Source organism: Pararhizobium sp. LjRoot238, assembly GCF_964252955.1.
Taxonomy (GTDB): Bacteria; Pseudomonadota; Alphaproteobacteria; order Rhizobiales; family Rhizobiaceae; genus Pararhizobium.
On record NZ_CAXUPP020000001.1, the window covers coordinates 2,984,938 to 3,011,325 of the forward strand.

The following is a 26,388-nucleotide window of genomic DNA, read 5'->3' on the forward strand; positions in this document are numbered from 1 at the left end:
TCACGAATGAAGCTTAAAGGCGGGCTGTAAAGTCCGCCTTTATCGCGCCAACCATTCTTGGCGGCTGATTGCGTAGAGGACATGGCGCTTGAGCTGCGGCGCGGTGTCCGGAACGCGGGGATGCACGAAGTCACGTGCCGGGTCTCGCCGCATGCCAATGCGCTGCATCACCGCCGTCGAGCGTTTATTGTTTTCCACTGCGAAGGATACGATTTCCGCAAGGCCGTGCTTTTCGAAGCCATGCCGCAGCATCGCTTCCGATGCTTCCGTGACATAACCCTGCCGCCAGAAACGAACGGCCAGCCGCCAGCCGATTTCGACTGTGCCGTCTGGCAGGAATGGTTCAAGGTCCGTGCGCGCGAGGCCGAGAAATCCGATCGGCTCGTCCGTGTCCCTGAGCGCCAGTGCGAAAAAGCCGAGGCCGGTTTCACGGATCCGGCGCCGGACTTCGTCCATCAGGGCGTCGGATTCCTGCCGCGAGCGTTGGCGCGGAAAGAATTCCATCACCTTCGGGTCGGCGTTGATTTCGGCAAAGAGCGGCCTGTCTGTCTCCAGCCAGTTGCGGATGCGCGTTGTTTCCAGAACGATCACAAAACGAAATCCGTTTTCCTGTAGCCCTGGATATAGAGGAGGGAAGTCAGGTCGGCGTGGTCGATGCGGATTTTCACCTGCGACGAGACGACGGGCTTGGCATGCAGGGCTACGCCTGATCCGGCGAGATGCAGCATGCCGAGATCATTGGCGCCGTCGCCGACGGCAAGCGCTTCTGCCGTCGAGATGCCGAGCCTGGTGGAGATATCGAGGAGCGCATCGACCTTGGCCTGTTTGCCGAGGATCGGCTCGGCAACCGTGCCGGTCAGATAGCCGCCCTCTTCGAGGAGGATGTTGGCACGGTTTTCGTCGAAGCCGAGTATTTCGGCGATGGGGCCGGTGAAGACGGTGAAGCCGCCGGAGACGAGGGCGGTGTAATAGCCCTTGGCCTTCATCGTCGCGATGAGTTCCTTGCCGCCAGGCGTCAGCGTGATGCGTTTGGTGATGACATCGCCGATGACGGTGACCGGCAGGCCCTTGAGCAGGGCCACGCGCTCGATCAGCGCCGGTTCGAAGGCGATCTCGCCGTTCATGGCCCGCGCCGTAATGGCCGCGACCTTGTCCTTGAGGCCGACTGCGGCTGCAAGCTCGTCGATGCATTCCTGGCCGATCATGGTCGAATCCATGTCGGCGATCAGAAGCTTCTTGCGGCGTGTCTCGGCATCCTGGACGACGACATCGACCGGCGCATCGTCGACGACGCCGCGCAGCAGCGCTTCCTGCCATTCCGGATTGGCGCCGTCCTTCAGCGCGATGTCGCAGGCGATACCGTCGGCGAGCCAGTAGAGGCCGGAGGCGTCGACGGCGGCGGCGGCTTCTTCGGCGAGCGCCGGTGTCAGAACGGGATTTGACGGATTGGCAACAAGCGTGGCAACGAAGGCCATGATGAAAAACCTTGAGATTGGACAGGACGCGATCCTGATAACCGGGCCGACCGCCAGCGGCAAGTCCGCTTTCGCCGTGGAGATGGCGAAGCGGCATAATGGCGTGGTCATCAATGCCGACAGCATGCAGGTTTACGACACGCTGCATGTGCTGACGGCGCGGCCGTTCGAACAGGATATGCAGGGCATTCCGCATCATCTTTACGGCCATGTTCCGGCGTCGCAGCATTATTCCACCGGTGAATGGTTTCGCGATGCGGCCGGTGTTCTGGAGGCGGCGCGCGGCGAGGGGCGCATTCCGGTTTTCGTCGGCGGCACGGGGCTTTATTTCAAGGCGCTGACCGGCGGCTTGTCCGATATGCCCTCGGTTCCCACCGCCATACGCGGCGATATCCGCAAGCGACTACAGGAGGAGGGGGCCGAGGTGCTGCACGGCGTGCTTTCGCAAAAGGACCCGGAAACCGCCGCGACCCTGCGGCCGGGTGACGGCCAGCGCATTGCCCGGGCATTGGAAATCTTCGAGGCCACGGGGCAGTCCATCCGGGTCTTCCAGGCGCGGCAAGGTCCCGTCGCCATCGATCCGGAGCAGGCCCTCAAGATCGTCGTCCTGCCGGAGCGTGATTTGCTGCGCCAGCGGATCGACAGGCGCTTTGCCCAGATGCTGGATGGCGGCGCTGTCGACGAAGTCGAGGCGTTGCTATCTCTTCATCTAAAGACCGAAATGCCGGCGATGAAGGCGATCGGCGTTCCGCAGATCGCCGCCATGCTGGCCGGTACGATGACGAGGGCCGAAGTGATCGAAACCGCCTCAGCCGCCACGCGCCAATACGCCAAGCGGCAGATGACATGGTTTCGCAATCAACTGGACGAGAGCTGGCTGCGCTGGGATCCAGACGCCGGTCGTTGAGACCCTGTAGCGCTTCCCAAAACCGGGGATGATCTACTTGCGGATGATGCTGCTCAGCGGCTTCTTCAAAAGGCTTTCGCGCAGGGATGGCCGGGGCAGGTCTGATCCGGGCTGGGCAAAGCTTGGGGCGACGCGCGGCGGAGGCGCCCGGTAAGGCTCCGGTTTCGGTTGAGCCGGAAGGTCTTCCGAGAGCAATTGATTGCGGATCTGGTTGAAGCGCTCGAGTTGCGGGTTGACCGGCTCCACTTGCGGCAGCATTGCCGGGTTGTACGGTTCGATAGCCGGTGCGTAGCCTCCCGGGGGCACGGCCATGCCATTGGCTTCCCGGTCGTCGACGAACTCGTCGCCGATGGAGACGCTGTTTTGCTCGAGCCCGCCAATGCTCGCCGAATAGGCCTGCTGGAAACTGGAAATGTCGGGGCCGTTCAGGGCGCGCATCCGAGCCACCACGGAGCGCAGATCAACGGTGTCGGGTGTTTCGTCCGTTGCCTTGACGCCGACGCCATTAGCCTTCGGCAGGTTCCTTTCGTCAACGCGGGTAAAGCGCATGCGCATCGGCACGGCCACCGCCTCGCCGAAGGCGATCGCCTCGCCATTGCCGATCGACGAAATGAAGCTGGTCGTCGAAATCGACGAGTTTGGGATGGCCGAGCGGATGATTTCCTGGTCGCGATCGTTGGACAGACGCATGGCAAAGACCGTCGAACATTGCGACAGAATGGTCGGATCGAGTTCGCCGGGACGCTGTGTGATGATGCCGAGCGAGACGCCGTACTTACGGCCTTCCTTGGCGATGCGGGCAATGGCCTGTCGGGTGGGAACGAAGCCAAGGCTGGCATCGGCCGGGACGTAGCGGTGGGCCTCCTCGCAGACGACGAGCATATGGACGCCGCCATTGCTCCAGAGGCCGATTTCGAACGCCATGCGGCAAAGCACGGAGGCGACCGAATTGACCACTTCCGAGGGGATGCCGGCCAACTGGAACGTCGTCACCGGCCTGCCGTCGCCCGGAATCCGGAAGATCTTGGCGATCGTCTCGAGGATCGTGTCGGTGATGGTGTTCGACGAGAACATGAAATTATAGCGCGGGTCGTTGATAGCGCCGATCACCTTGACCTTCAGGGAGCGCAGATGCGGCTTGTCATTGCGCCCCTCCAGCCGCCCGATGCGCTCATCAATCAGCGCGAGCAGATCGGCCATGCGGTATGGAACCGGCGTATCGGCGGTGATCGAGCTTTTTTCACTGGCCCGGCGCGCAAGGCCGGATTCTGCCGAGCCCTTGAATGCCTTTTTCGCTTCCGGAATGACATCCCGAAGGATGTCGAGTTCTTCCGGAATGGCCGGCCGGCCGCGAAAAATGACTTCGGCGAATTCCTCGAGCTTCATCAGCCAGAAAGGCAGATCGAGATTGTCCGTGTCGATGACGACAGCGATATCGGGAAAGGCGGCCGCGAATTCGTTGTGCGGATCGAGAATAAGCACACGTAGTTTGGGATCCGCCGCGATTGCCTTGCGCAGCAGCAAGCTGACGGCCGTCGACTTGCCGACGCCGGTTGTGCCGACAACGGCAAAATGCTTGGACAGCATCGAGGGTACGTGAATGGTGGCGTCGAGGCTCTCATCCTGGGTCAACTGGCCGATAACGCAATTTTCGTTCTTACCGGTGTCGTAGATGCGGGCAAGGTCGGCCGAGCGGATGCGGTGGGCGATGGCGCCGAGATAGGGGTACTGGCTGATGCCGGCGGAAAACTCCTCGCGGCCGGTCGGGCCGACATGGACTTCGCCCATCAGTTCCACGTCGATGCGGAAGGTATTGTCGAGTTCCTCGCCCCATTCGTTGGTGACGGTCTGCATGGAATAGACGAGGGCGACGACGCGGTTGTCGCCGACACTGATCGAGATCAGCCTGCCGACGGACCACAGTTCGGTCAGCGAGGTCTCACCGTTTTCCGCGATAGCAGCAATCGTTGCCCGCGAACCGCTGCACGCAACGACGCGGCCGAGGAAGCGATTACCCCGTTTCAGGGTATCGCGCCGATCCTGTTCTCCGGCACTGATCGATGGGTCTCTGGTCAGCAATACAAAACCTCTGGTCAAGAGTTTGCAATATTACCGGGAGGGATTTAACAAGTTGTTTCTTGGGCTTGGGCTAATTTGTGCCGTTTTGGACCCGTGCCGGTTGTTTTCGGGAAAGCCGTTGACGGGGCTGGCATTTCTGTTTATCAATCCCGGCCATGATAACGATCGCAGCAATTCTTGTGGTGGGACGGCGCATGGGCAGGATGGTGTAACCATCCGGCGATAGCCACCCATGCGCAAACACGAGGCCCTCAAGGGGCCTTTTTTTATGCCTTCAAACACGATACTCACAGCCAAAATCGCGAAACATGGACGGAAACAGGCCAATGAGCGGCACAGAAAATCAGATGACAGGGGCGGAAATTGTTCTTCAGGCACTGAGGGACAATGGCGTGGAGCACATCTTCGGCTATCCGGGCGGAGCCGTCCTGCCGATCTATGACGAAATCTTCCAGCAGGACGACATCCAGCACATCCTCGTGCGCCATGAACAGGGCGCCGGCCACATGGCCGAAGGCTATGCCCGCTCGACCGGCAAGGTCGGCGTCATGCTGGTGACCTCCGGCCCGGGTGCGACCAATGCCGTCACGCCGCTGCAGGATGCGCTGATGGACTCGATCCCGCTCGTCTGCCTGACCGGCCAGGTGCCGACATCGCTGATCGGCTCGGATGCCTTCCAGGAATGCGACACGGTCGGCATCACGCGCCCCTGCACCAAGCACAACTGGCTGGTCAAGGACGTCAACGAACTGGCCGGCGTCATCCACGAAGCCTTTCGCATCGCCCAGTCCGGCCGTCCGGGCCCGGTCGTCGTCGATATTCCCAAGGACGTCCAGTTCGCCACCGGTACCTATACGCCCCCATCGGCCGCCAAGGTCCAGCACAGCTATCAGCCGAAGGTGCAGGGCGACATGCGCCGCATCGAGCAGGCCGTCGAACTGATGAAGGGCGCCCGCCGTCCCGTCATCTATTCAGGCGGCGGCGTCGTCAATTCCGGTCTGGAAGCGTCGCATCTGCTGCGTGAACTGGTGGAGTTGACGGGCTTTCCGATCACCTCGACGCTGATGGGGCTCGGCGCCTATCCGGCCTCTGGCAAGAACTGGCTCGGCATGCTCGGCATGCACGGCACCTACGAAGCCAATATGGCGATGCATGATTGCGACGTCATGGTCTGCATCGGCGCCCGCTTCGACGACCGCATCACCGGCCGCCTCAATGCCTTCTCGCCGAACTCGAAGAAGATCCATATCGACATCGACCCGTCGTCGATCAACAAGAATGTTCGTGTCGACGTACCGATCCTCGGCGATGTCGGCTCCGTTCTGGAGGACATGGTTCGCCTGTGGCGCGCGTCCACCGCAAAGGACGCGGACAAGGGGCGTCTCGAAGACTGGTGGACCGGCATTGCCCGCTGGCGTGCACGCAATTCGCTGGCCTACAAGATGAGCGACGAGGTCATCATGCCGCAATACGCCATCCAGCGGCTGTATGAACTGACAAAGCACCGGGATACCTACATCACCACCGAAGTCGGCCAGCACCAGATGTGGGCGGCGCAGTTCTACGGTTTCGAACATCCGAACCGCTGGATGACCTCGGGCGGCCTCGGAACCATGGGTTACGGTTTCCCGGCGGCGGTCGGCGTCCAGGTCGCGCATCCGGAAAGCCTCGTCATCGACATCGCTGGCGACGCCTCGATCCAGATGTGCATCCAGGAAATGTCCTGTGCCGTGCAGTATAACCTGCCGGTCAAGATCTTCATCCTGAACAACCAGTATATGGGCATGGTCCGCCAGTGGCAGCAGCTGCTGCACGGCAACCGCCTGTCCAACTCCTACACCGAAGCCATGCCCGACTTCGTCAAGCTCGCCGAAGCCTATGGCGGCGTTGGCATCCGCTGCGAAAAGCCAGGCGATCTCGACGCGGCGATCCAGGAGATGATCGACAGCCCGGCGCCGGTGATCTTCGACTGCCGCGTCGCCAATCTCGCCAACTGCTTCCCGATGATCCCCTCGGGCAAGGCGCATAACGAGATGCTGTTGCCGGACGAAGCCACGGACGAGGCGGTCGCCAATGCGATCGACGCCAAGGGCCGCGCGTTGGTTTGATGAATAGGAAAAGGACAAGATCATGAACGCACATCTTCAGCCGACCGGCTCCGCCTATTTCATCGCCAAGGAAACCGAAAAGGCGGAAAACCACACGCTTTCGATCCTCGTCGACAACGAGCCGGGTGTTCTCGCCCGCGTCATCGGCCTGTTTTCCGGCCGCGGCTACAACATCGAGAGCCTGACCGTCTCGGAAACCGAACACCAGACGCACCTGTCGCGCATCACCATCGTCACGCGCGGCACGCCGCATGTGCTGGAGCAGATCAAGGCACAGCTGGAGCGCATCGTGCCGGTCCACCGCGTCGTCGATCTGACGGTCAGGGCCGCCGAACTCGGCCATGACCGGCCGATCGAGCGCGAAGTGGCGCTGGTGAAGGTCAGCGGGCACGGTGAGAGCCGGGCGGAGACGCTGCGCCTTGCCGACGCTTTCCATGCCAAGGTGATCGACGCGACGCTCGAGCACTTCATTTTGGAGATCACCGGCAAGTCGTCGAAGATCGACCAGTTCATCGCCATCATGAAGCCGCTGGGCGTCATCGAAGTCTGCCGCACCGGCATTGCGGCGATGAACCGCGGCCCGCAGGGGATGTAAGGAAAAGCGGAACGCCGGCGACGTTGAGCGCCGGCGTCCCGTTCAGATCACCTCCAGCGGCACTTTTCGCCGAGGTGGCGGAAAGACCCTGTCGAGCATCACCAGATCATCGTCCGTCAGATGGACCTCCACAGCCGCCCGGTTTTCGCGCACCCGTTCCGGCATGCCGGTCTTGGGGATGACGATGATACCCGGATTGCGGATGAGGAAGGCAAGGGCGATCTGGGCGACGGTCGCCTGATGCGCCTTGGCGATGTGGATCAATTCCGGGTGGCGCAGGAGCCGGCCTTCGTCGAGTGGTGAATAGGCCGTGATCGGGATGCCGCGGGTCTGGCTGTCCTTCACGAGATCGTATTCGATGCCGCGGTGGTTGAGATTGTAGAGCACCTGATTGGTGGCCACGTTGCCGCCGTGCGGCACGGCGAACAGTTCCTCCATGTCGTCGGAATCGAAATTGGAGACGCCCCAGGCGCCGATCTTGCCCGCCTGCCGCAGCGTCTCGAAGGCTTCCACCGTTTGCGAAAGCGGGTAACGGCCGCGCCAATGCAGCAGATAGAGGTCGATGTGGTCGGTGCCGAGCCGTTTCAGGCTCGCCTCGCAGGCTTTTATGGTGCCATCGCGGCTGGCATTGGTGGGCAGAACCTTGCTGACGACGAAGGCGTCGCTGCGCCGGCCCCTGACTGCCTCGGCCACGACCCGCTCGGCGCCGCCATCCGCATACATTTCCGCCGTATCGATCAGCGTCATGCCGAGGTCGAGCCCGTGCCGCAGGGTCTTGGCCTCCTCGACGGCGCTCGCCTTGCGCTCGCCCATATGCCACGTGCCCTGGCCGATGACGGGAACAGTCCTGCCGTTGGGGAAGGTCGTGGTCGGAATGGCGTCGTGCATCGGGATCCTCTTTCGGCCGCAGGTCGGCCCAGTCGTACGAACGGTCGGTGTCTCATTTAAGGCGTATCGTGGCCGCGCAAAGACCGTGTGTCAAAACTACACCGCTGACTGTTCCTGCTTCTTGTCACGGTGACAAGTTTCGGGTGGTCCTCACCGATAGGTCAGCTAGATTGACTTAAAATTTCGGGAGGATTCCATGCAGGCCGACACGTTTCTGGCGTTGTTTCTCTTTGCTTTCACGACATCGATCACGCCGGGGCCGAACAACATGATGCTCTTCGCATCGGGGGTGAATTTCGGCTTTGCCCGCACCATCCCGCACATGTTCGGCATCGGCGCCGGCTTCCTGTCGCTGCTGATTGCCGTCGGTCTCGGCCTTGGCGCGCTCTTGCATTCCGTGCCGCTGCTTTATACCGCGCTGAAATTCGCAGGCGGCGCCTATCTCGTCTGGATCGCCTGGAAAATCGGGACGTCGCGGACCTTGTCCGAAGGGAAGGCCAACGCGGTGCCGATGACCTTCCTGCAAGCCGCCGCCTTCCAGTGGATCAATCCGAAGGCATGGGTGATGGCGGTGACGGCGATGGCGACCTATACCAGCGAGCAAAGCTATCTCGCCAGCGTGGTCTTCGTCGGCATCGTCTTCGCGATCGTCAACGTGCCGAGCGTCTCGACCTGGGCCGGTTTCGGCTCGGCACTGAGGCAATGGCTGTCCGAGCCGGTGCGATTGAAGTGGTTCAATATCACCATGGCGGTCTTGCTCGTCGTCAGCCTTTGGCCGATGTTGAAATGAACAGGATAGCGGGATCAAAGCCATGACCTCTCACTCCCACGATGACCATGACCACCACGACAATCATTTCTCCGATATGCAGGCGCGGGTAAAGGCACTGGAGACGGTGCTGACGCAGAAGGGGCTGATCGATCCGGCGGCGATCGATGCGATCGTCGAGACTTACGAGACCAAGATCGGACCGCGCAATGGTGCCCGCGTCGTCGCCAAGGCCTGGAGCGAGCCGGATTTTGCCGATTGGCTGGCCCGCGATGCGACGGCGGCGATCGAAAGCCTTGGCTACACAGGACGACAGGGCGAACATATGCGGGCGGTGTTCAATAGGCCGGAGACGCACAATCTTGTCGTCTGCACGCTGTGCTCCTGCTACCCGTGGGCGGTGCTTGGCCTCCCGCCTGTCTGGTACAAGGCGCCGCCTTACCGTTCACGCGCGGTGATCAATCCGCGCGGCGTACTTGAGGAATTCGGGCTAACCCTGCCTGAGACCAAGAAAATCCGCGTATGGGATTCGACGGCGGAGCTGCGTTACATCGTCATTCCGGAGCGGCCGGAGGGAACGGAAGGGCTCGATCAGGAGGCGCTTGCCGATCTGGTGACACGCGATTCGATGATCGGAACGGGCCTGGCGAAACAAGTGGGAGACGCACGATGAACGGCGCCCAGGATCTCGGCGGCCAGCACGGTCTCGGCCCGGTCGCGCCGGAATCTGACGAGCCCTATTTTCATGCGGAATGGGAAAAGCGCGCGCTCGGGCTGACGCTCTCCTGCGGCGCCTTCGGCGCCTGGACGATCGATGAAAGCCGGCATGCCCGCGAAAGCCTGCGGCCGGCTATCTATCTCTCTGCCAGCTACTATGAAATCTGGATTCGGGCACTGGAGACATTGCTGAAACGGCATGGTTTCGTCTCTGCCGAGGAACTGGCGCAAGGCCAAATGTTGGAAAAGGGCCGGAAGCCGAAGCGGATTTTGACGGAGGATATGGTGCCCGGCGTGCTGGCAAAGGGCGGTCCGTGCGACCGGCCCGTGGCGGATGCTCCGTTGTTCGCTGTTGGCCAGCAGGTGCGGACCAGGAATTTTAATCCTGAGACCCATACGCGGTTGCCGCGCTATGCTCGCGCCAAGACAGGGGTTGTCGAGGCAGTGCAGGGCTCGTTCGTCTTTCCAGACGACAATGCGCACGGCAAGGGCGAAAACCCGCAATGGGTCTATACGGTTGTCTTCGACGCTAGCGAAATCTGGGGCGAGGGCGCCGATCCGTCGCTGACGGTGTCGATCGATGCCTGGGAGAGTTATCTTGAACGCGCATGAACCTGCAGACCTTCTGGCGGGCTCGCCGGAAATGCCGAAGTCGCCGCAGGGCGATCCGGTCTTTGCCGAGCCATGGCAGGCCGAGGCCTTCGCCATCACCGTGCGCCTGCATGAGAAGGGCGTGTTTTCCTGGAGCGAATGGGCCGAGGTGCTGTCGCAGGAGCTTTACCGGCCGGGCCGCCAAGCGGATGGCAGCGATTATTTCGATTGCTGGGTTGCGGCCCTGTCGCGCCTGGTGACGGAGCTGTCGATCACGTCAGAGGCGCAGCTCGACCAACTGACGCAAAGCTGGCAGAGAGCGGCGGAAGCGACGCCGCACGGCCAGCCGATCCTTCTGGAAAACGATCCCGCCCGTTGAGGCGAATTTTCCCCGTTCAATCAGCAACATGTCTGTTGCAGCAAGAAACTCGCAGAAAGTGGGCTTGCCAAGGTGCTGGCTCTGCATTTATACATAACTAAATAGTTTTGGAACTGATTGGTTATTGAAATGCAAGCCACTCATCAATTGGACATGACGTTTGCTGCTCTTGCCGACCCGACACGCCGGGCCATTCTCGCGCGTCTGGCCTCCGGAGAGGCTTCGGTGCTGGAGCTTGCAGCGCCGTTTTCGATGAGCCAGCCGGCGATTTCCAAGCATCTGAAGGTGCTGGAAGGCGCCGGCCTGATTTCACGCCGCCGCGACGCGCAGCGCCGGCCATGCCGGCTGGAGGCCAAGCCGTTGTCGGAGGCGACCGCATGGCTCGAAAACTATCGTCGTTTCTGGGAAGGCCAGTTCCAGCGCCTCGACGCCTTGCTGGACGAAATGAAGGCCATTCAACCGGGCGTCGCAACGCAGGGAGAAGAGGACAAATGACACGGGTTCTGAAAATCACCGCCGATGGCGCGCGCGGCATCGTCATGACACGGTCGTTTGATGCGCCGGGCCAACTGGTCTTTGACGCCTTCACCAAGCCGGAACAGGTCAAGCGCTGGCTGAAGGGTCCGGATGGCTGGGAAATGCCGGTCTGCGAAATTGACCTGAGGGTCGGCGGACGCTTCCGCTACGTCTGGCGCCGGAATTCCGACGGTGTCGACATGGGCATGGGCGGTACCTACCGCGAGATCGACGCGCCGAGGCGCATCGTCCATACCGAGCTTTTCGACGAGGACTGGACGGGTGGCGAGGCGGATGTGACGACGACTTTCGTCGAGACGGCCGGGAAAACGACGGTCACCACGACGATCCTCTATTCGTCCGCCGCCGCCCGCGATGCCGTCCTGAAGTCGCCGATGGAATCGGGCGTCGCCGCAAGCTACGACCGCCTCGAGAAGATGCTGCCGGAGTTGAACAAGAAGGCAGCCTGAGCGGGAAGGCAGGGTGCTTCTGTATCCTGCCCTTTCCCATAGATGCTCCCGTTAAGCGATTAGCTCTCGAACTGCCGGTAGCATTCCTCGGCGATCGCCTGCAGTTTTGCGCGGGTGACTTCACCGGTGACCGCGTAGCCGATCTCGCCGTCTATCCAGTAGAATGTCTCAACGGACCCGGAGGATTCGAATCGGAAGCTGGTTTCGCCGTTTTCCGGGTTCTTGCCGAGAAGGACTGTGAGCCGCTGCCCGGTGGCGTCCTGATACATCAGCATCGCTCCGGCCCGGCCATTGACGGGCACAAGCCTGCCGCCGACAAGCGAGAAACCCTGGGAGCGGAGATCGGGCGCGACGAGTTTGTAGTCGAGGCGTCTGCCGAGCCAGGTGACCAGATGTGCCTCTTCGTCCGCGCCGACCTCGACCGGATGACGCTTTTCGCTGGCATAGACGAGAAAGGCCGTTCTCGACTGGCCGGGCAGGCTTTCGAGCGTCGAGGCAGTTTCGACCGGAGGGGGGGCACCGTAGAACCTGTCGGCATAGATACCTGCCACAGCGCCGGACAAGAAAAGCAGGAGCGATGCGGCAAGCAGGCCAGCTCTCCGCCAGAAGGGCGTCGGCATCCCGGCTTGCGCCTTGGGATCCAGGAGGGCGTGATCGTTTTGGCCGAAACGGGCATAGCTCGAAAACGCGACCTTCAGGTCCTTGGCCTGCGCCTGCCATTGCTGAACCTCGGCGGCCTCGTCCGGGTGGTCTTTCAGCCAGAGTTCGACCTGATGCCGGCGGTCATCCTCGAGACGTCCATCGACGAAGGCATGCAGTTCGGCTTCGGTGACCGGGGTGTGTTTGTCTGTCATTTCGGTCTCCGCAGCGTAACAATATTGTCCTCAGCAAGTTGCGCGGCCATCTGCCGCCGTGCCCGCGACAGGCGCGACATAACGGTGCCGATCGGGATCGACAGCAGGTCGGCGACATCCTGATAGGCATAACCCTCGACAACCACGAGCATCAGTACAGCGCGATAGTCCGGCGTCAGCGCGTTCAGCGCCTGCTGCAACCGCGTCTTTTCCAGCGGATCGCCCGAAACATCCTCCGCCATCAAACCCAGCGTCTCGTCGAGTTCGACGGATGGATGCTGATTGAAGCGGCGGTGGCGGTCTCGGTAGAGATTGGTCATGATCGTAAAAGCCCAGGCGCGAAGGTTGATGCCGCGCCACTGGCCGCGGCGGACAAGCACCTTTTCGACGCAATCCTGCAACAGGTCTTCGCCGTCGCTGTCGGATTTGGCAAGGCTGCGGGAATAGCGGCGCAGCGACGGCACCAACGACAGGACCTGGTTTTCAAACGTCTCCGCCGAAGGGGGGATACCCCCCTTCGCGCGAGAACCCTCATCAGGGGCGTGCGGCATCCCAGATGCTCCCTACGCCGTCACCGGTTGCGTCGCCCTTTTTCTTATCCTTGCCCCAGAAATAGAGCGGCATGCCTTTCAGAGCCCATTGCTTCTTGCCATCCTTGCGTTCGACCAGCGTATAGTCGCCTTCGGCCGCTGCTGATGCTTCAGCGAGGTAGGGTGGCCAGTTGGTAGCGCATTTATCATAGCAATAGGATTCGCCCTTTTCATCCTTCTTGTAGGTGTAGAGCGTCATGCCGTTTTCCGCGGCGATGACCTTGCCCTTGTCGGTTTCAACGGTCTGGACTGGGGGAGCAGCAAAGGCGGAGGCGGCGCCCACGATGGAAAAGGCTGTGACGAGCGGCAGAAATCTCATTGGATGTATCCTCTTTTGAAATCGTTCCGAACGAACCGCCGTTTTCAGCCGGTTCCAACGTAAGACCCATCCGGGCCGCTTCTTATTCCCGCCATTTCGGAAAAACTTATCGCGGCGGTGGGGCCTTTGAGGCGACAAAACGTGCGAGCGACGGGCCGACGGCCATGACGAGCAGCAGCCGCGCCGTCTGCAGCGCCATGACGAAGGACACGTCGACCTTGCTGGAAGCGGCGATGACGGCGATCGAATCCATGCCGCCTGGGCTGGTGGCAAGATAGGCGGTCAAGGGATCGATACCGACCGTCTCGACGAGGATGAAGGCGAGCAGGCCGGAAAAGCTCATCAACGCCAGGATGGAGCCTATGGTCGGCAGCAGCGCGCGGCGGGCATGAGCGAGGATCGGGCGGCTAAAGCCAAGACCGATGTTCCACCCGAGCATGGCATAGCTGATGGCAAGCAGCCATTCGGGGATTTCGATCGTCAGCACGCCGGTGACGCTGAGCACGGAGCCGAGCAGGAAGGGCAGGAGGAAGACGCCGGCCGGTACGCGCAGCCATTTGCCGAGAAAACCGCCGACAACGGCAACGGCTGCGGTTTCGAGAAAGGGTATCAGATGGATCGGTCCGAACCAGATGATCTCCGGTCCCGCCGCGTCGACCTCCGCCCAGTAGCGCGCCACCAGCGAGGCGGCGGCGGCCACGAAGACCACACGCAGATATTGCATGAAGGCGACGAGCCGGATGTCGGCGCCGTAGGCATCGGCCATGACCAGCATCGATGTCGCCGCACCCGCCGACGAGCCCCAGATCGCTGTCGTTCCCGGCAGGATCTTCAGCCGGCTCATGACGAAGCCGCTGAGCGTGCTCATGGCGATGACGGAGGCGACGATGGCGAGAAACAGCGGCCAGTTGGCGAAGAAGGTGCCCAGAATGCCGGGGCTGATGGTCTCGGCGATCATCGTGCCGATCAGCGCCTGGGCGCAAAGAAGCGCCGGGCGCGGCACGCGGATGGTGCCGCCGTTCATGCCGACGACGGCGCCGGCAGCCATCGGCCCGATCAGGAGCGCCGCGGGAATGCCGGTGAGTTCGAGGCCCCCCGCGAGAATTGCCGAGAGAAGGAGCAGAAAGCCCCATTGCAACGCGCTGCTCCAGCGGCCGATGCCCGAGGCTATGGCAGCAAACGGGTCTTCCGAGGGATCAGGCTTCACATCGTTACTTTCGGATTTCACAACAGACGGCACCCGGCGAGGATGCCGACGGTTTATTATCATGGGCGGTGTCAGTGCGATACGTGGGGCGTGTGGCAGTTTCTTGCGGTATCTGGCTGTTCGGGGTATTTTTTGCCGGGCTAGGCTGCTGCGACCCTCGGGCCGCTGCCGGAAGGCGGGCGACAGGCCGGCGCGAATCGGGCAATAGATCGGCGATGGAATTCGCACCGCAACAGGATGAGGCCCTCAAGGCCGTTTCGCGCTGGCTGAAGGAAGGGCGTTCGCCGCTCTTCCGGCTGTTCGGCTATGCCGGAACGGGCAAGACCACGCTTGCGCGCCATTTCGCCGAGCACGTCGATGGCGATGTGCTGTTTGCCGCCTTCACCGGCAAGGCCGCTCAGGTGCTGCGCTCCAAGGGGGCGACCAACGCCAGGACGATCCATTCGCTGATTTATCGGCCGCGCGGCGAGGAGGAGGTCTCCGACGAGGAGACCGGCAAGACCTCGATCGCGCCGATGTTTGCCATCAACCGGCAGTCGCCCGTTGCCAAGGCGGCGCTGATCATCGTCGACGAGTGCTCGATGGTCGACGAGGCGCTCGGCAAGGATCTGATGAGCTTTGGGACGCCGATCCTGGTGCTCGGCGATCCCGGCCAGCTTCCGCCGGTGTCCGGCGGCGGCTACTTCACCAATGAGGAGCCGGATTACCTGCTGACGGACATTCACCGCCAGGCGCGCGACAATCCGATCATCCAGCTTGCCATGCATGTGCGTGAAGGCAAGGAGATCATGCATGGCGACTATGGCACCACGGCCAAAGTGATTTCGAAGAACGAAGTGACGCAGAGCCTGGTGCTCGATGCCGACCAGGTGCTCGTCGGCACCAACAAGACGCGGCGGCGCTACAATATGCGTCTGCGCGAGCTCAAGGGGTTCTCAACCGACTATCCGCAATCCGGCGACAAGCTCGTCTGCCTGCGCAACGACCCGGCAAAAGGGCTGCTCAACGGCTCGCTCTGGCAGGTGATGACGTCGTCCAAGGAGACCGTGAAGCCCGGCATCAACCTGATGATCCGGCCGGAAGACGACGACATGGATCGCGGCGCCGCCAAGATCAAGCTCCTGAAAACCGCCTTCGAGGATGTCGAAGGGGAAATTCCGTGGTCAACGCGCAAGCGCTACGACGAGTTCGACTACGGTTATGCGCTGACGGTGCACAAGGCTCAGGGGTCGCAATGGAATGACGTCGTCCTGTTCGACGAGAGCTGGGCCTTCCGCGATACACGCGAACGCTGGCTCTATACGGCGATCACACGAGCTGCCGAAACCCTGACGATCGTGCGCTGACGGTTCACTCGGCGGAAACGAAGCCCATCAACACCGCCTTGGCGACCGCCTGAAAGCGGTGGTGGCCGTTGAATTTGCGGATGATGTCGGATTCAAGCGTCAGGACAGCGATCAGGTCCATGTCCATCAGGCTGGCGATGCGGTTTGCCGGATAACCTTCGGCCATCAAGGCAAGACACTTCGCTTCGATCGGGGACAGATGGATGGGGGCAACGGCGGCACGCCCGGTGGCATCGCCATCCGCGGCCGATTCCAGGAGTTCGCTGACCCGCTGCATCTGGCGCCGCAGGATCGATTGCTGCGCTGCCAGTTCCCGCTTGCGCGCATTGAGCGCATTCTCGAATATCCGTGCGGCCTCATCCTGGCTTTCGCAAGCCGTCAGCGCGAGCATGAGGTCCTGGATTTCGGCGATCGGCATGTCGATCTCGCGGCAGGCGTTGATGACGGCCATCCGCCGGATGTCCTCAAGGCCGTAGACCCGCATCGGCCCCATTCTGTCGGCCGTCAGCAGGCCTTTCTCCTCGTAGAAATGCAACGTGCGGTGCGTGACGCCGAAGGCGTCCGCCATGTCGGCGATGGCGACGTGGTTGTCGGGAATGGCTCCCGGCAACGGCAGATGCGGCAGGAAGCCGGAAACCGTTCGGTTGCCCGGTGCAGGATGGATGGTCTTCGACTGTTGTGGCATCGTGTGGACGGCCCCTCGCTGGTCAGCGCGGGAGAATTCCTGGAGATCGCAATCTGCCGGTTACGCATCGAAATGACGCGGCAGTTGCCCCCATGTGCCCTCCATGTCATGCACACCATCCACCGGGGATGGAAACTCGCGACTATTGTGCCTGCCTGACGAGCGACTTGGCCTTTATCCCGCTTGCCTGGTCAGAATACACGCGGGACGGGAAAATGCATAGCCCCGTAACATTAGGGATGAAATCTGGGGTTTTTGACCGAATCCGCGCGCTTCAGGCGGCTAGCGAATGAGCGTCGAGGGCAGCGCGCCGGCGCTTATGACGAAGTTCAGCTTGCGGCGATGATCGGCCGACAGTTTTTCCTGGCAGGCCTTGGCCTCATGAAAGGATTCTCGCGTCTGCAGATGCCGATAGGTGTCTGTCAGCACCATGCATTTCATCAGCGGGCTGTCGATTGCAGTACCGCTCGCATAGCGGAAGATGTGGCCGTCGGCAGCCAAAGTCTTTGCAGCAAGGGCAAGGCTTTCATACAGGATGTCCGCTTCTCCGGCGACTCGCGCCTCGTCAAGAAACCCGTCGTGCAGCGTTTCGGAGGTAGCGTCATGCGTGATCAGAATCCGCAGACCGGATGGCGATTTCTGCTCAGAGATGGAAATCGTGAACGACAGCGGGTCGCGCGCAGCCGGTCGCGGCTGTTGCCAAAGCACGGTGCCGGGCACGGCGGTGATTGTCCGGTAGTGCGACGCGGCGGTACGAAACGCATCGGCAAAGCGTGCGGCCCTGTTCGTGCGCGGCCATTGCGACTGCACGGTTATCTTTGGAAGGTCGTTGGCGAATTTGCGCTCCAGGACCGCATCGTGCAGACGCGACTGCGCCGGGATATTGACACTCATGGCGGGTGAGGACAAGGGCACGAAAATCAGGAGCGGCAGTGCGGAAAGCAGAGCCATGGGCGAGGACAGCGGAGCCGGCAGCCAGGGAACCCGGCGGGAGGCGGCCCTACGCGGCTGTACCGGCAGGCGTTCCGCTTCCGTCTGCGCGGGCGCTGCTACACACTGGCGCAGATAGTCAGGCACATAGGTGCCCTTCGGAATATCGATGCGCCACGTGTCGCCGGCGCCTTCCCCGGCATAGTAGGCCGTGAGCAGTTTTCTCAGCTTGCCTGCATGGACGCGCACAAGGGGGTCGCTATCGGCGTTGAAGGCCTGCGGCCGGTCGAAGACGTCGATGCCGATCGCATAGCCTTTCAACTGGTGGCCGTTGCCTTCGATTTCCCTTTCGACGACATATTTCAGGAAGGCGCGCAGTCGCTCCGAGCGTGCGAACTGGGCGCTCGATAGAACGCTGTGCAGGGCATGGCGGATGGCACGGTCGTTCGGCCTTTCGTGCTCGTCCGTCAACGCGTTCTCCCAAAACACACCGATGCCGGCGCTCCACTGTCCGGAGCGATAGTCGATTCGGTGATGTCGCGGCAAAAACGAAGGCTCATAGGTTCCAGCTTGGGTCTTTCCGTGGGATTTCAGCACCGCCGCTCACCAACCGGGAGCTTATAGCTTGTACTTGAGTCTGCATTAAACCGAACTTTTCCTGGTTTGTCAGGTGCTCCAATCATTAAACTTGAGTTCATATGAAATAGCCCGGCGAAGCAGGCCCGCGGTTTATTGTGACGGGTACACTTTCGGGGTTGCCGGTTTGTTGCGGGCCGAACAAGGAACCGCTAGAAACGCTACGACGCAATCTCCCATCGAAAGTGCTGAAATGCCTGCGAAACTCTCGGTAAACCTGAACGCGATCGCCATGCTTCGCAACCGGCGAGACCTTCCCTGGCCATCGGTGCCGGGGCTGGGGCAAATTGCGCTAGAGGCCGGCGCAAGCGGCCTGACGGTGCATCCGCGTCCGGATCAGCGGCATATCCGTTTCTCCGATCTCGCCCCGATCCGCGCCCTGATCGACGATCTTTATCCGCAGGCCGAATTCAACATGGAAGGTTTTCCGAACGAGGAGTTCCTGGAACTTGTCGAGCGCCATCAGCCCGAGCAGGTGACGCTGGTCCCGGACGATCCGGCGCAGGCGACGTCGGACCACGGTTGGGACTTCCGCAAGAACCACAATCTGCTCGGCAATGTCGTCGGGCGCCTGAAGAAGAATGGTTTTCGGGTGTCGCTGTTTGCCGATGGCGATCCGGACCTCGAGGCGCTGACGATCGCCAAGGAGACCGGCGCCGACCGGATCGAGCTCTACACCGGCCCCTATGGCGGCTGTTACGATGATCCTGAACGCGGTGCCGTGCTTCTGGAAGAGCTTGGGCGCACGGCTGATCTTGCAACTGAACTTGGCCTTGAGGTCAATGCCGGACACGACCTGACGGTCGCCAACCTGCCGGCGCTGGCGGCACGGATTTCGAACCTCGCCGAGGTCTCGATCGGCCACGGTTTGACAGCGGATGCCCTGGAATACGGCATGGCGGAAACCGTCCGCCGCTTTTGCCGCGCCTGCGGCCAAGATATCTGAGAGCTCGCGCGGTTACTAAAAGGGCTCCGTTCGCACGGAGCCCTTCATTCATCAGCCGAGAAGGGCCGATTTGCTGGCTTCGAGGAAGCTTTCGAGCGTCGTCAGCTTCTCGCCGGAAAGCGTGCCGACATCGCCGGTGACCATATCGATGTGGCCTTCGCGTGTATTGGTATCGAAGGAGACGATGATGGGGATGAAGAAATCCGGGAGACCGGCGGCCTTCAGCCCGCCTGCGAGCTGCTCGTCGGTGACATGCGCGACGTCAAGCGGCTTGCCGGTGACCTTCGACACGATGGCAGCGATCTCGTTCACCGTGCGCTTGGTCTCGCCGGTCAGCGTGTAGGTCGCGCTTTCAGTCGCGCCGGAGGCAAGCGCCGCGGCTGTCGCCTTGGCAATGTCGGCGCGCGCGACATGGGCAAGCTGGCCTTCGCCGGATGCGGTGTACCATTTGCCATCGGCGAGCGCGTGCGGCAGTGCCAGGAACAGGTTTTCCATGTACCAGCCATTGCGCAGGATCGTGTAAGGGATGCCTGTCGCCTTGATCGCGTTTTCGGTGCCGAGGTGGTCGGGCGCGAAGGGGATAACCGGGGTTTCCGGGTTTGGCATCGACGTGTAGAGGATATGCTTGGCGCCCGCCTTCTGCGCGGCTGCCACGGCCGTCTGGTGCTGGCGCAGGCGCTTGCCGGCTTCGTCCAGTGCGTCGGTGGAGATGATCAGGATGCGGTCGGCGCCCCTGAAGGCGGCTTCCAGCGAAGCGGCATCGTCGAAATCCGCCGAGCGGGTCTGGACGCCCTTGGCGGCATAGTCGGCGAGCTTGGCGGCATCGCGGCTGGTGGCGATGATGTTGGCCGACGAGACCTTGCCGGAGGCGAGGAGTTCATCGAGGACGAGGCGGCCGAGCTGGCCGGCGGCGCCGGTGACGAGGAGGGTTTCGGACATGATCATTCCTTTGCTTGTCAAACGGCGCCCGGTTTGTTGCCGGTGCATCCTGTTTGAGATATGGTTCCCAAATGAGACCGTCTCTTATTTCGTTATCGACAAGCGGATGTAAAGGAGGCAGTTTTTTCTGCGGTGGTTACGTGAAGGATACCGGCCCATGAACAAGATGAGCAGCAAGGCTGAGGGCGAACAGGTCATCGTCTTCGCAGGCATGGTGTTCAAGGGGCAGGATTGTCCGGTGCGCGATGTCATCGACAATATCGGCGGCAAGTGGAACACGCTGATGATCCTGGCGTTGGCCGACGGACCGATGCGCTTTTCGGCGCTGCGCCGGCTGATCCCCGATATCTCCCAGCGCATGCTGACCCAGACACTGCGCGACCTGCAGCGCGACGGCTATATCGGCCGCGAGGTCTTTCCGACCCAGCCGCCGAGCGTCGAATACCGGCTGACGCCGCTGGGACAGTCCTTCCTCGTGCTGGTCAAGGGGCTGGTCGACTGGTCGGTGAAGCATCATGATGCGATCCGGGCGGCGCGGGCGGAATATGACGCAGCCGCGTGACGATGTGACCGCGCTTGCCGCGCTTTACGGTTCGCGGCGCAGGCTGCTACAGATGTCGATGGGGACGATATCTGGAAGGCATTGATGAAACAGCTCGATATTGGCGTGGCGGGAGCCGGACCGGCAGGCCTTGCCGCGGCACTGTTCCTGTCGCGCGCCGGTCACCGCGTCGAAATCCTTGAGCGCTTCGAGGCGCCGGCACCGGTCGGATCCGGCCTGTTGATGCAGCCGACAGGCCTCACCGTTCTCGCGGCGCTCGGGCTGTTCGAAACCATCCAATCCCTCGGTAGCCGGATCGACCGGCTGCACGGTGCCGATGCCACCAGCGGGCGCACGGTGCTTGATGTGCGTTACGACGCAGCACCCGGCGGGCGATATGGTCTTGCGGTGCAGCGGGCGGCGCTCTTCAATACGCTGCACGATGCGGTCGTTGTTGACGGCATCAGGATACGCACCGGCGTGAATCTGGCGTCAGTGGAGACGCGCGGCGATCGTGCCGTGCTGAAAAATGCGGAAGGCGTGGAGGTTGGCGACTACGATCTGGTGATCGACGCCAGCGGTGCGCGCTCCGTGCTGGCTGCCAAATCCGTTACCGCGCCTGCCATTCGCGAGATGACCTATGGCGCCTTCTGGGCAACGCTCGATGGGCAGGGTGGGGCATATGATCGACGGGCTTTGTCTCAGCGTTACGACAAGGCCAAGGTGATGATCGGTCTCTTGCCGACCGGCCGGGCGCAGGTCGGCGAGCCTCATCGTGTGGCGTTTTTCTGGAGCCTGAAGGTCGGCGACGTCGACGAGGTCAAGGCGGCCGGGCTCGATCGGTGGAAAACGATCATCCGCAACTATTGGCCAGACTGCGTGTCGTTTCTCGACCAGATCGAGGATTGGGATCAGCTGACGCTGGCGCGCTACGCGCACCGGACCGCCCAGCCGCCCTTTTCGGAGCGGCTGGTCTTCATCGGCGACAGCGCCCACTCGACCAGCCCGCAATTGGGGCAGGGTGCCAATATGGCGCTGCTCGATGCGGCGGCGCTCAGCCACGCGCTGGTAAGCTGTGCCGATCTCCCGTCGGCGCTTGCGGCCTATGCCCGGGCGCGCCGCAATCACGTGCGGCTGTTCCAACTGCTGTCGCTCGCTTTCACGCCCTTCTACCAGTCGGATTCCAGCGTGATCGCCTGGGTGCGCGACCGGCTGGTTTCCACCATTGCCAAGGTGCCGCCGATGCCGGCGCTCCTCGCTTCGATCGTCGCCGGTACGCTGATCGATCCCTTTGGCCCCGCCGGCCTGACGGAACGCAAGTGGCAAGAGGACCTCAGCCTGCTCAGCGGCATGGCGTAGGATCAGCTCGGTCGCTGCGGATATTAGAGACTGAGCTGCCAGGTCTGGCCGTTCAGATCCTTTCCGAAGCTGTGATGCCTTTCCTCATGGACAAGGGCGAAACCCTCCGCCTCGTAGATCCTCCGGGCGCTGACGAGAACGTCGTTGGTCCACAGCATCAGCGTTTCGTAGCCGGCATCACGGGCAAAAGCGACGCATTGGCGAACCAGCGCCCGGCCGATGCCGAGGCCGCGGGCGAAGGGCTCGACATAGAGCAGCCGCAGTTTGGCGGTGCCGCCGCCGGCATCGACCAGAAACACCGAACCGGCGATCTCCCCGTCGGCTTCCGCGATCCAGCAGAACTCGCGGCCGGGTTTGAAATTCTGGATGAAATCGGCGGCGATCTGCATCGCCAGCCCTTCATATTCGCCGTTCCAGCCATATTCCTCGATGTAAAGCTTCGTCTGGCGGCCGAGAACCCAGCTGATGTCGCCGGGCTGGTGCGGACGAAGGATGAAGTCCTTGGCCGACGCTGTCGAAAGCAGCGTTTCGATCCGGCCCATGGCCGTGGCGATGATCTCTTGCTGTGTGGCGTTGAGGGCCGAGAGCATGGCCGCGATCTCCTGGCGGGAGCGGACGGCAAGGACGCGGGCCTCAGAAAGCCCCTCAGTGGTGAGTTCAAGCAGCTGGCTGCGCTGGTCCTGCGGGTCGGGGCGCGTGGTCAAGAGCCCGTCACCGCGGAATTTCTTCAGGATGCGGCTGAGATAGGCGGGGTCGAGATGCAGTTCCTCGATCAGCTTTTTCGCCGGCAGACCGGGCCTAGCCGCCAGCTCGTAGATGATCCGCGCTTCGGTCAGCGTAAACCGGCTGTCGAGAAAGGCGCGGCCGAGCAGGCCGAGCTGATTGGTGTAGAAGCGGTTGAAGGCTCGCACGGTCTCGATGCGGTCGGCCGGCTTCTGATCATGCAAGGTCGCGTGTGTGTTCATGGCAATCTCCCTGTTTGGAAGATTGCCATGATTTAGTTGACTTAGTCAAATAAATAGAGGCAAAGTCAGGCCGCCTGCTGGTCGCGCTGGGATACACCCGCGAGCGCGAAATCGACGGCTGCTTCGGCATGGATCGCAGTGGAATCGAAGCCCGGCAAGGGCAACTTGTGCGGGTCGAGGATCAGGCAGATCTCGGTGCAGCCGAGGATGATCGCGTCAGCGCCTTCATGTTTGGCGTGCTCGATGACCTTCATCAGTGCCTGGCGGGAGGTGTCGAGGACGGCACCGGCGCAGAGCTCGTTGAAGATGATGTCATGCACGAGGGTGCGGTCCTCGGCGTTCGGAACCATGACGTCGATGCCATGCGTCGCCATACGGCCGGTGTAGAAGCCATGCTCCATCGTGTAGCGCGTCGCCAGAAGCAGCGGGCGCTTGATGCCGGCGGCTTTCATCGATGCGGCGGTCTGGTCGATGATGTTGAGCAGCGGAACGGTGATCGACGACTGAACCTCGTCGGCGATCAGGTGCATCGTGTTGGTGCAGATCAGCACGCAGGAAGCGCCTGCAGCTTCCAGGCCCTGTGCGACCTCCGACAGGCGCTTGGCGGCATCATCCCAGCGGCCGGCCTTCTGCAGGTCGACGATTGTCTGGAAGTCGACGGAATGCAGCATGACTTCGGCGGAATGCAGACCGCCAAGGCGCTCGCGCACGGCCTCGTTGATCATCCGATAGTAGACTGCCGAGCTTTCAAAGCTCATTCCACCGATGAGGCCGATCTTGCGCATGGGGCTGTTCCTGTTCCGCCTTGTTTTCTGACGAAGGGATTGTCGCTGAGACCGCGCGGAAAGTGTTCGCTTTGTTCCGTGACATTGTGAGAGTTTGCGCGTATTTTTTGCATTGTTTTAAAACTTGGCGCAAATTTATCTTGTCTGCGTTAAGCAACAGAGGAGTGCAGGGCGTGCTGGACGAAAGAGACCGGAAGATTCTGTCGTTGTTGCAGGAGGACGCCAGCCTTTCGGTCGGCGACCTCGCTGAAAAGGTGAACCTGTCGCTCTCCGCCGGCTCGCGGCGCATTCAGCGGCTGGAGGAGGCCGGTTATGTCGCCCGCCGGATCGCGGTGCTCGATCGCGACAAAATGGGCGTGCCGACAACCGTCTTCGCCCTCATCAAGACCGCTCACCACTCCGACGACTGGATCGACATCTTCCGCAAGGTGATCGCCGACATTCCAGAGATCGTCGAGGCGCACCGGCTGACCGGCAATTACGACTACATCCTGAAAGTCGTGCTGCCGCGTGTCGAGCATTACGACGTGATCTACAAGCAGATCGTCCGCAAGGTCGAACTGTTCGACGTCTCGGCCTCGATCTCGATGGAGGTGCTGAAGAGCGGGATGGCGGTGCCGGTGGACTACGCGCGGTGAGCCGAGGAACTCACCGCCTTACCCAGTCAATTGTCACGGGATGATCCGCTGCTCCTGCATCTCACGGAAGACCGACAGGAACATCTCGTCAGTTTGCACATAGTCATGAAATCCAAGCCGGCGCGCCTTGGTGCCGTCGGCGAAGAAGTCGTAATTCCAGCTGAACACCGCGTCGCCGAAACCCCAGGACGAAACGGCTTCATAAGGATGGTCGGCGAGGCTGTATTTTTCCTTCATCTCCTTCCAGAGCCGGGCCTTGTCCGCCATGACGACGTTGAGCGACATCGGGAGAGGAGCGGCGGTTTCCATCTCGAAGAAGCGGGCTATCTTCGGCCACACCTCGTTCCAGCGGAAGAGATCGCCATTGGTGATGTTGAAGGCCTGATTGGCGCATTGCGGGTTGGTGGCGGCCCAGACGGTCGCTCTGGCAAGCAGTCCGGCATCGGTCATTTCGAGCAGCGTGTCATAGGCGCCGGGTTTGCCGGGGAAACGCAAGGGAAGGCCAAGCTCCTTCGACATGGAGGCGTAGAGACCGATCACCATCGCAAGGTTCATCGGGTTGCCGGTGGCGGTGCCGATGACGACGGAGGGGCGCAGCGCCGACCAGGTCCAGGATTTGCCTTCCTGCTGCTGGCGCTGCAGAAAGGCCTGCTGGTCCATGTTGAACTCCGGCGGCATATGGTTGTCTTCGTCTTCGCGGGCGGGAGTCTTGAAGGGCCCGAGATGGGCGCCGTAGACCTTGTAGCCCTGCATCAGGCTGACATGTTCAAGGTTCGGCGCCACGCGCTCTATAGCGGTGACGACGTTGACCAGCATGGCAAGATTGGGCTCGACCAGTTCCGCCCAGGTGGGGCGATCCTGATAGGCGGCGTAGAAAATGTGAGTCACTTCAGTGAGATCGCCAAGTTTCTTCGCGCAATCGGCAGGCTCGAGCAAGTCTACCGAGATATGCCGGATTTTCCCGGTTGAAACGCCACCGCGGCGGGACAGGCCGATGATCGACCAATCCTCCAATGTTTCGAGATGGCGGGCGAGGTTGCCGCCGATGACGCCCTTCGCGCCGACGATGAGGGCGGTTTTGTGCTGGTCACGCATGATGATCTCCTGATGCCTTGATGGACGAGATATGGACGCGGCGCGATTTCTGAACTAGACAGCGGATAAGCACAGGATTTGTGAGGTGAAGTCACAATGGCACGGCTGGACGTCAACCGCTCGGGCGAGATGGAAGTGTTCGTGCGGGTCGTCGATCTCGGCGGGTTTTCGGCCGCCGCCCGCCACTTCGCCATGACGCCGTCGGCGGTCAGCAAGCTGGTCTCGCGGCTGGAGGCGCGGCTGAATGCGCGGCTTGTCAACCGTTCGACCCGCAAACTGCAACTGACGCCGGAAGGCTGCCGCTACTATGAGCATGGCGTGCGGGTTCTGGCGAATTTGGATGAGGCCGAGAGCGCCGCCGCTCTGGGCGACAGCCCGAGCGGGCGGGTTCGTGTCAGTTGCAACATTCCCTTCGGGCGTCATATCCTGTTGCCGGTGCTTCCGGACTTCATGGCGCTTTATCCGAATGTCTCATTGGACCTGTCCCTGACCGACAGTGTCGTTGATCTCCTGGAAGACCGCACCGATGTCGCGGTTCGGGCGGGACCGCTGAAAAGCTCGGCGCTGATGGCGCGCAAGCTCGGAACGGTGAAAATGCACATCGTTGCGGCGCCCGGCTATCTCGATCGCATCGGCATGCCGCGCCATCCCGACGACCTGCAAAATCACAATCTGCTCGGACCCAATTATGTGCGCGCCACCGGCGGCTGGCCTTTCGTCGATGGCGGCGTAAACCTGACGATCAAGCCGGCCGGCAGCATCCAGGCGAGCGACGGGGAAGCATTGCGTGAGCTTGCGCTTGCCGGGGCAGGGCTGGCGCGTCTTGCCGACTTTCAGGCGCGGGAAGATTTCGCCCGCGGAGCATTGATGCCGGTGCTCGAGGCCTTCACCGCGACGGACAGCGAAGAGGTGCACGCGGTCTTTCTCGGCCAGGGCGGCCATATGCCGGCGCGGGTTCGGGTGTTTCTCGACTTCCTCGCTGCCCGCTGCCGGGTCGGCTGAGGTCTTGCGCGGCTGTCATGCGGCTGGCGACGGCGTCTTTCAACAGGGCTGCCATGC

General features: G+C 61.9%; 29 protein-coding genes. 15 read left to right on the forward strand and 14 right to left on the reverse strand.

Features of this window, described 5'->3' with window-relative positions:
• Window positions 1-39: 39 nt before the first annotated feature.
• Together ACSQ3F_RS14445 and serB are read right to left on the reverse strand one after the other, a co-directional pair.
• Window positions 40-591: a GNAT family N-acetyltransferase gene (locus ACSQ3F_RS14445; protein ID WP_436100848.1), complete on the reverse strand. Its 552-nt coding sequence runs from the start codon at window positions 589-591 to the stop codon at window positions 40-42.
• Window positions 588-1,475, reverse strand: a complete 888-nt coding sequence (serB, locus tag ACSQ3F_RS14450; protein ID WP_436100849.1) for a phosphoserine phosphatase SerB — start codon at window positions 1,473-1,475, stop codon at window positions 588-590. Before serB ends, ACSQ3F_RS14445 begins: the two co-directional genes overlap by 4 nt.
• On the opposite strand from serB, the gene miaA reads away from it, so the two are divergent.
• A complete protein-coding gene (gene miaA, locus ACSQ3F_RS14455; RefSeq protein WP_436100850.1) occupies window positions 1,474-2,382 on the forward strand; it encodes a tRNA (adenosine(37)-N6)-dimethylallyltransferase MiaA in 909 nt (302 codons plus the stop codon). The two genes, serB and miaA, sit on opposite strands and share 2 nt — an antisense overlap.
• Window positions 2,383-2,415: 33 nt before the next feature.
• Here miaA and ACSQ3F_RS14460 read toward each other — a convergent pair whose 3' ends face one another.
• On the reverse strand, window positions 2,416-4,461 hold the full coding sequence (locus tag ACSQ3F_RS14460; protein WP_436100851.1) for an ATP-binding protein: 2,046 nt from the start codon (window positions 4,459-4,461) through the stop codon (window positions 2,416-2,418).
• Window positions 4,462-4,787: 326 nt separating this feature from the next.
• On the opposite strand from ACSQ3F_RS14460, the gene ACSQ3F_RS14465 reads away from it, so the two are divergent.
• Together ACSQ3F_RS14465 and ilvN are read left to right on the forward strand one after the other, a co-directional pair.
• Window positions 4,788-6,569 carry an acetolactate synthase 3 large subunit gene (locus ACSQ3F_RS14465; RefSeq protein ID WP_436100852.1) on the forward strand — a complete coding sequence of 594 codons (1,782 nt, stop codon included), beginning with the start codon at window positions 4,788-4,790 and terminating at the stop codon, window positions 6,567-6,569.
• Window positions 6,570-6,591: 22 nt separating this feature from the next.
• Complete coding sequence (gene ilvN, locus ACSQ3F_RS14470) at window positions 6,592-7,164, forward strand: acetolactate synthase small subunit (RefSeq protein WP_037122407.1); 573 nt, start codon at window positions 6,592-6,594, stop codon at window positions 7,162-7,164.
• Window positions 7,165-7,206: 42 nt separating this feature from the next.
• Here ilvN and ACSQ3F_RS14475 read toward each other — a convergent pair whose 3' ends face one another.
• Complete coding sequence (locus tag ACSQ3F_RS14475; protein WP_436100853.1) at window positions 7,207-8,052, reverse strand: aldo/keto reductase; 846 nt, start codon at window positions 8,050-8,052, stop codon at window positions 7,207-7,209.
• 196 nt (window positions 8,053-8,248) lie between these two features.
• Between ACSQ3F_RS14475 and ACSQ3F_RS14480 the strand changes: the two genes are divergently transcribed.
• From ACSQ3F_RS14480 to ACSQ3F_RS14505, 6 genes are all read left to right on the forward strand, one after another.
• On the forward strand, window positions 8,249-8,842 hold the full coding sequence (locus ACSQ3F_RS14480) for a LysE family translocator (RefSeq protein ID WP_436100854.1): 594 nt from the start codon (window positions 8,249-8,251) through the stop codon (window positions 8,840-8,842).
• Between the two features lie 22 nt (window positions 8,843-8,864).
• Window positions 8,865-9,494: a nitrile hydratase subunit alpha gene (gene nthA, locus ACSQ3F_RS14485; protein ID WP_436100855.1), complete on the forward strand. Its 630-nt coding sequence runs from the start codon at window positions 8,865-8,867 to the stop codon at window positions 9,492-9,494.
• Window positions 9,491-10,150 (forward strand): nitrile hydratase subunit beta, encoded by a 660-nt coding sequence (nthB, locus tag ACSQ3F_RS14490; RefSeq protein WP_436100856.1) that lies wholly within the window; start codon window positions 9,491-9,493, stop codon window positions 10,148-10,150. The genes nthA and nthB overlap by 4 nt, the downstream gene beginning before the upstream one ends.
• Window positions 10,119-10,508: a nitrile hydratase accessory protein gene (locus ACSQ3F_RS14495; RefSeq protein WP_436100857.1), complete on the forward strand. Its 390-nt coding sequence runs from the start codon at window positions 10,119-10,121 to the stop codon at window positions 10,506-10,508. Before nthB ends, ACSQ3F_RS14495 begins: the two co-directional genes overlap by 32 nt.
• Before the next feature lie 153 nt (window positions 10,509-10,661).
• A complete protein-coding gene (locus ACSQ3F_RS14500; RefSeq protein ID WP_436100858.1) occupies window positions 10,662-11,003 on the forward strand; it encodes an ArsR/SmtB family transcription factor in 342 nt (113 codons plus the stop codon).
• Window positions 11,000-11,494: an SRPBCC family protein gene (locus tag ACSQ3F_RS14505; RefSeq protein WP_436100859.1), complete on the forward strand. Its 495-nt coding sequence runs from the start codon at window positions 11,000-11,002 to the stop codon at window positions 11,492-11,494. The genes ACSQ3F_RS14500 and ACSQ3F_RS14505 overlap by 4 nt, the downstream gene beginning before the upstream one ends.
• 59 nt (window positions 11,495-11,553) lie before the next feature.
• Here the strand turns inward: ACSQ3F_RS14505 and ACSQ3F_RS14510 are convergent, their stop codons facing one another.
• The 4 genes from ACSQ3F_RS14510 to ACSQ3F_RS14525 form a co-directional block, all read right to left on the reverse strand.
• Window positions 11,554-12,348, reverse strand: a complete 795-nt coding sequence (locus ACSQ3F_RS14510; protein ID WP_436100860.1) for an anti-sigma factor family protein — start codon at window positions 12,346-12,348, stop codon at window positions 11,554-11,556.
• Complete coding sequence (locus tag ACSQ3F_RS14515; RefSeq protein WP_436100861.1) at window positions 12,345-12,899, reverse strand: RNA polymerase sigma factor; 555 nt, start codon at window positions 12,897-12,899, stop codon at window positions 12,345-12,347. The genes ACSQ3F_RS14510 and ACSQ3F_RS14515 overlap by 4 nt, the downstream gene beginning before the upstream one ends.
• The gene (locus ACSQ3F_RS14520; RefSeq protein ID WP_436100862.1) at window positions 12,883-13,257 is read right to left on the reverse strand and encodes a COG4315 family predicted lipoprotein; all 375 of its coding nucleotides are present in this window, start codon (window positions 13,255-13,257) and stop codon (window positions 12,883-12,885) included. The genes ACSQ3F_RS14515 and ACSQ3F_RS14520 overlap by 17 nt, the downstream gene beginning before the upstream one ends.
• A gap of 106 nt (window positions 13,258-13,363) precedes the next feature.
• Window positions 13,364-14,464: an AbrB family transcriptional regulator gene (locus tag ACSQ3F_RS14525; protein ID WP_436100863.1), complete on the reverse strand. Its 1,101-nt coding sequence runs from the start codon at window positions 14,462-14,464 to the stop codon at window positions 13,364-13,366.
• Between the two features lie 215 nt (window positions 14,465-14,679).
• Between ACSQ3F_RS14525 and ACSQ3F_RS14530 the strand changes: the two genes are divergently transcribed.
• Window positions 14,680-15,810, forward strand: coding sequence for an ATP-dependent DNA helicase (locus ACSQ3F_RS14530; protein ID WP_037122384.1), 1,131 nt, complete (start codon window positions 14,680-14,682; stop codon window positions 15,808-15,810).
• Between the two features lie 4 nt (window positions 15,811-15,814).
• Here the strand turns inward: ACSQ3F_RS14530 and ACSQ3F_RS14535 are convergent, their stop codons facing one another.
• A complete protein-coding gene (locus tag ACSQ3F_RS14535; protein WP_436100864.1) occupies window positions 15,815-16,495 on the reverse strand; it encodes a MerR family transcriptional regulator in 681 nt (226 codons plus the stop codon).
• Between the two features lie 282 nt (window positions 16,496-16,777).
• A complete protein-coding gene (locus tag ACSQ3F_RS14540; protein ID WP_436100865.1) occupies window positions 16,778-17,896 on the reverse strand; it encodes a hypothetical protein in 1,119 nt (372 codons plus the stop codon).
• A 358-nt stretch (window positions 17,897-18,254) separates the two neighbouring features.
• Here ACSQ3F_RS14540 and ACSQ3F_RS14545 point away from each other — a divergent pair, with 358 nt between their 5' ends.
• Window positions 18,255-19,007, forward strand: a complete 753-nt coding sequence (locus ACSQ3F_RS14545) for a pyridoxine 5'-phosphate synthase (RefSeq protein WP_436100866.1) — start codon at window positions 18,255-18,257, stop codon at window positions 19,005-19,007.
• A 51-nt stretch (window positions 19,008-19,058) separates the two neighbouring features.
• Here ACSQ3F_RS14545 and ACSQ3F_RS14550 read toward each other — a convergent pair whose 3' ends face one another.
• A complete protein-coding gene (locus ACSQ3F_RS14550) occupies window positions 19,059-19,946 on the reverse strand; it encodes an SDR family oxidoreductase (protein WP_436100867.1) in 888 nt (295 codons plus the stop codon).
• A 157-nt stretch (window positions 19,947-20,103) separates the two neighbouring features.
• Here ACSQ3F_RS14550 and ACSQ3F_RS14555 point away from each other — a divergent pair, with 157 nt between their 5' ends.
• The gene (locus ACSQ3F_RS14555) at window positions 20,104-20,508 is read left to right on the forward strand and encodes a winged helix-turn-helix transcriptional regulator (RefSeq protein ID WP_436100868.1); all 405 of its coding nucleotides are present in this window, start codon (window positions 20,104-20,106) and stop codon (window positions 20,506-20,508) included.
• Window positions 20,509-20,592: 84 nt separating this feature from the next.
• Window positions 20,593-21,846, forward strand: coding sequence for an FAD-dependent oxidoreductase (locus ACSQ3F_RS14560; protein ID WP_436100869.1), 1,254 nt, complete (start codon window positions 20,593-20,595; stop codon window positions 21,844-21,846).
• Between the two features lie 23 nt (window positions 21,847-21,869).
• Here ACSQ3F_RS14560 and ACSQ3F_RS14565 read toward each other — a convergent pair whose 3' ends face one another.
• Window positions 21,870-22,811 carry a bifunctional helix-turn-helix transcriptional regulator/GNAT family N-acetyltransferase gene (locus ACSQ3F_RS14565; RefSeq protein WP_436100870.1) on the reverse strand — a complete coding sequence of 314 codons (942 nt, stop codon included), beginning with the start codon at window positions 22,809-22,811 and terminating at the stop codon, window positions 21,870-21,872.
• A 65-nt stretch (window positions 22,812-22,876) separates the two neighbouring features.
• Window positions 22,877-23,596: an aspartate/glutamate racemase family protein gene (locus ACSQ3F_RS14570; protein WP_436100871.1), complete on the reverse strand. Its 720-nt coding sequence runs from the start codon at window positions 23,594-23,596 to the stop codon at window positions 22,877-22,879.
• Between the two features lie 173 nt (window positions 23,597-23,769).
• Between ACSQ3F_RS14570 and ACSQ3F_RS14575 the strand changes: the two genes are divergently transcribed.
• Window positions 23,770-24,234 (forward strand): Lrp/AsnC family transcriptional regulator, encoded by a 465-nt coding sequence (locus tag ACSQ3F_RS14575; RefSeq protein WP_436100872.1) that lies wholly within the window; start codon window positions 23,770-23,772, stop codon window positions 24,232-24,234.
• Window positions 24,235-24,267: 33 nt separating this feature from the next.
• Here the strand turns inward: ACSQ3F_RS14575 and ACSQ3F_RS14580 are convergent, their stop codons facing one another.
• On the reverse strand, window positions 24,268-25,329 hold the full coding sequence (locus tag ACSQ3F_RS14580; RefSeq protein WP_436100873.1) for an SDR family oxidoreductase: 1,062 nt from the start codon (window positions 25,327-25,329) through the stop codon (window positions 24,268-24,270).
• 96 nt (window positions 25,330-25,425) lie between these two features.
• Here ACSQ3F_RS14580 and ACSQ3F_RS14585 point away from each other — a divergent pair, with 96 nt between their 5' ends.
• The gene (locus ACSQ3F_RS14585; protein ID WP_436100874.1) at window positions 25,426-26,331 is read left to right on the forward strand and encodes a LysR family transcriptional regulator; all 906 of its coding nucleotides are present in this window, start codon (window positions 25,426-25,428) and stop codon (window positions 26,329-26,331) included.
• Window positions 26,332-26,388 lie beyond the last annotated feature (57 nt).

Bases quoted from the DNA above. Each gene is read 5' to 3' on its own strand.
- ACSQ3F_RS14480 (WP_436100854.1), top strand. From the start codon at position 8,249: ATGCAGGCCGACACGTTTCTGGCGTTGTTTCTCTTTGCTTTCACGACA.
- ACSQ3F_RS14515 (WP_436100861.1), bottom strand. From the start codon at position 12,899: ATGCCGCACGCCCCTGATGAGGGTTCTCGCGCGAAGGGGGGTATCCCC.
- ACSQ3F_RS14530 (WP_037122384.1), top strand. From the start codon at position 14,680: ATGGAATTCGCACCGCAACAGGATGAGGCCCTCAAGGCCGTTTCGCGC.
- miaA (WP_436100850.1), top strand. From the start codon at position 1,474: ATGATGAAAAACCTTGAGATTGGACAGGACGCGATCCTGATAACCGGG.
- ilvN (WP_037122407.1), top strand. From the start codon at position 6,592: ATGAACGCACATCTTCAGCCGACCGGCTCCGCCTATTTCATCGCCAAG.
- ACSQ3F_RS14495 (WP_436100857.1), top strand. From the start codon at position 10,119: ATGCCTGGGAGAGTTATCTTGAACGCGCATGAACCTGCAGACCTTCTG.
- ACSQ3F_RS14555 (WP_436100868.1), top strand. From the start codon at position 20,104: ATGAACAAGATGAGCAGCAAGGCTGAGGGCGAACAGGTCATCGTCTTC.
- ACSQ3F_RS14475 (WP_436100853.1), bottom strand. From the start codon at position 8,052: ATGCACGACGCCATTCCGACCACGACCTTCCCCAACGGCAGGACTGTT.
- ACSQ3F_RS14550 (WP_436100867.1), bottom strand. From the start codon at position 19,946: ATGTCCGAAACCCTCCTCGTCACCGGCGCCGCCGGCCAGCTCGGCCGC.
- ACSQ3F_RS14580 (WP_436100873.1), bottom strand. From the start codon at position 25,329: ATGCGTGACCAGCACAAAACCGCCCTCATCGTCGGCGCGAAGGGCGTC.
- serB (WP_436100849.1), bottom strand. From the start codon at position 1,475: ATGGCCTTCGTTGCCACGCTTGTTGCCAATCCGTCAAATCCCGTTCTG.
- ACSQ3F_RS14570 (WP_436100871.1), bottom strand. From the start codon at position 23,596: ATGCGCAAGATCGGCCTCATCGGTGGAATGAGCTTTGAAAGCTCGGCA.
- ACSQ3F_RS14585 (WP_436100874.1), top strand. From the start codon at position 25,426: ATGGCACGGCTGGACGTCAACCGCTCGGGCGAGATGGAAGTGTTCGTG.
- ACSQ3F_RS14510 (WP_436100860.1), bottom strand. From the start codon at position 12,348: ATGACAGACAAACACACCCCGGTCACCGAAGCCGAACTGCATGCCTTC.
- ACSQ3F_RS14465 (WP_436100852.1), top strand. From the start codon at position 4,788: ATGAGCGGCACAGAAAATCAGATGACAGGGGCGGAAATTGTTCTTCAG.
- nthB (WP_436100856.1), top strand. From the start codon at position 9,491: ATGAACGGCGCCCAGGATCTCGGCGGCCAGCACGGTCTCGGCCCGGTC.
- ACSQ3F_RS14535 (WP_436100864.1), bottom strand. From the start codon at position 16,495: ATGCCACAACAGTCGAAGACCATCCATCCTGCACCGGGCAACCGAACG.
- ACSQ3F_RS14545 (WP_436100866.1), top strand. From the start codon at position 18,255: ATGCCTGCGAAACTCTCGGTAAACCTGAACGCGATCGCCATGCTTCGC.
- nthA (WP_436100855.1), top strand. From the start codon at position 8,865: ATGACCTCTCACTCCCACGATGACCATGACCACCACGACAATCATTTC.
- ACSQ3F_RS14560 (WP_436100869.1), top strand. From the start codon at position 20,593: ATGAAACAGCTCGATATTGGCGTGGCGGGAGCCGGACCGGCAGGCCTT.
- ACSQ3F_RS14500 (WP_436100858.1), top strand. From the start codon at position 10,662: ATGACGTTTGCTGCTCTTGCCGACCCGACACGCCGGGCCATTCTCGCG.
- ACSQ3F_RS14520 (WP_436100862.1), bottom strand. From the start codon at position 13,257: ATGAGATTTCTGCCGCTCGTCACAGCCTTTTCCATCGTGGGCGCCGCC.
- ACSQ3F_RS14565 (WP_436100870.1), bottom strand. From the start codon at position 22,811: ATGAACACACACGCGACCTTGCATGATCAGAAGCCGGCCGACCGCATC.
- ACSQ3F_RS14505 (WP_436100859.1), top strand. From the start codon at position 11,000: ATGACACGGGTTCTGAAAATCACCGCCGATGGCGCGCGCGGCATCGTC.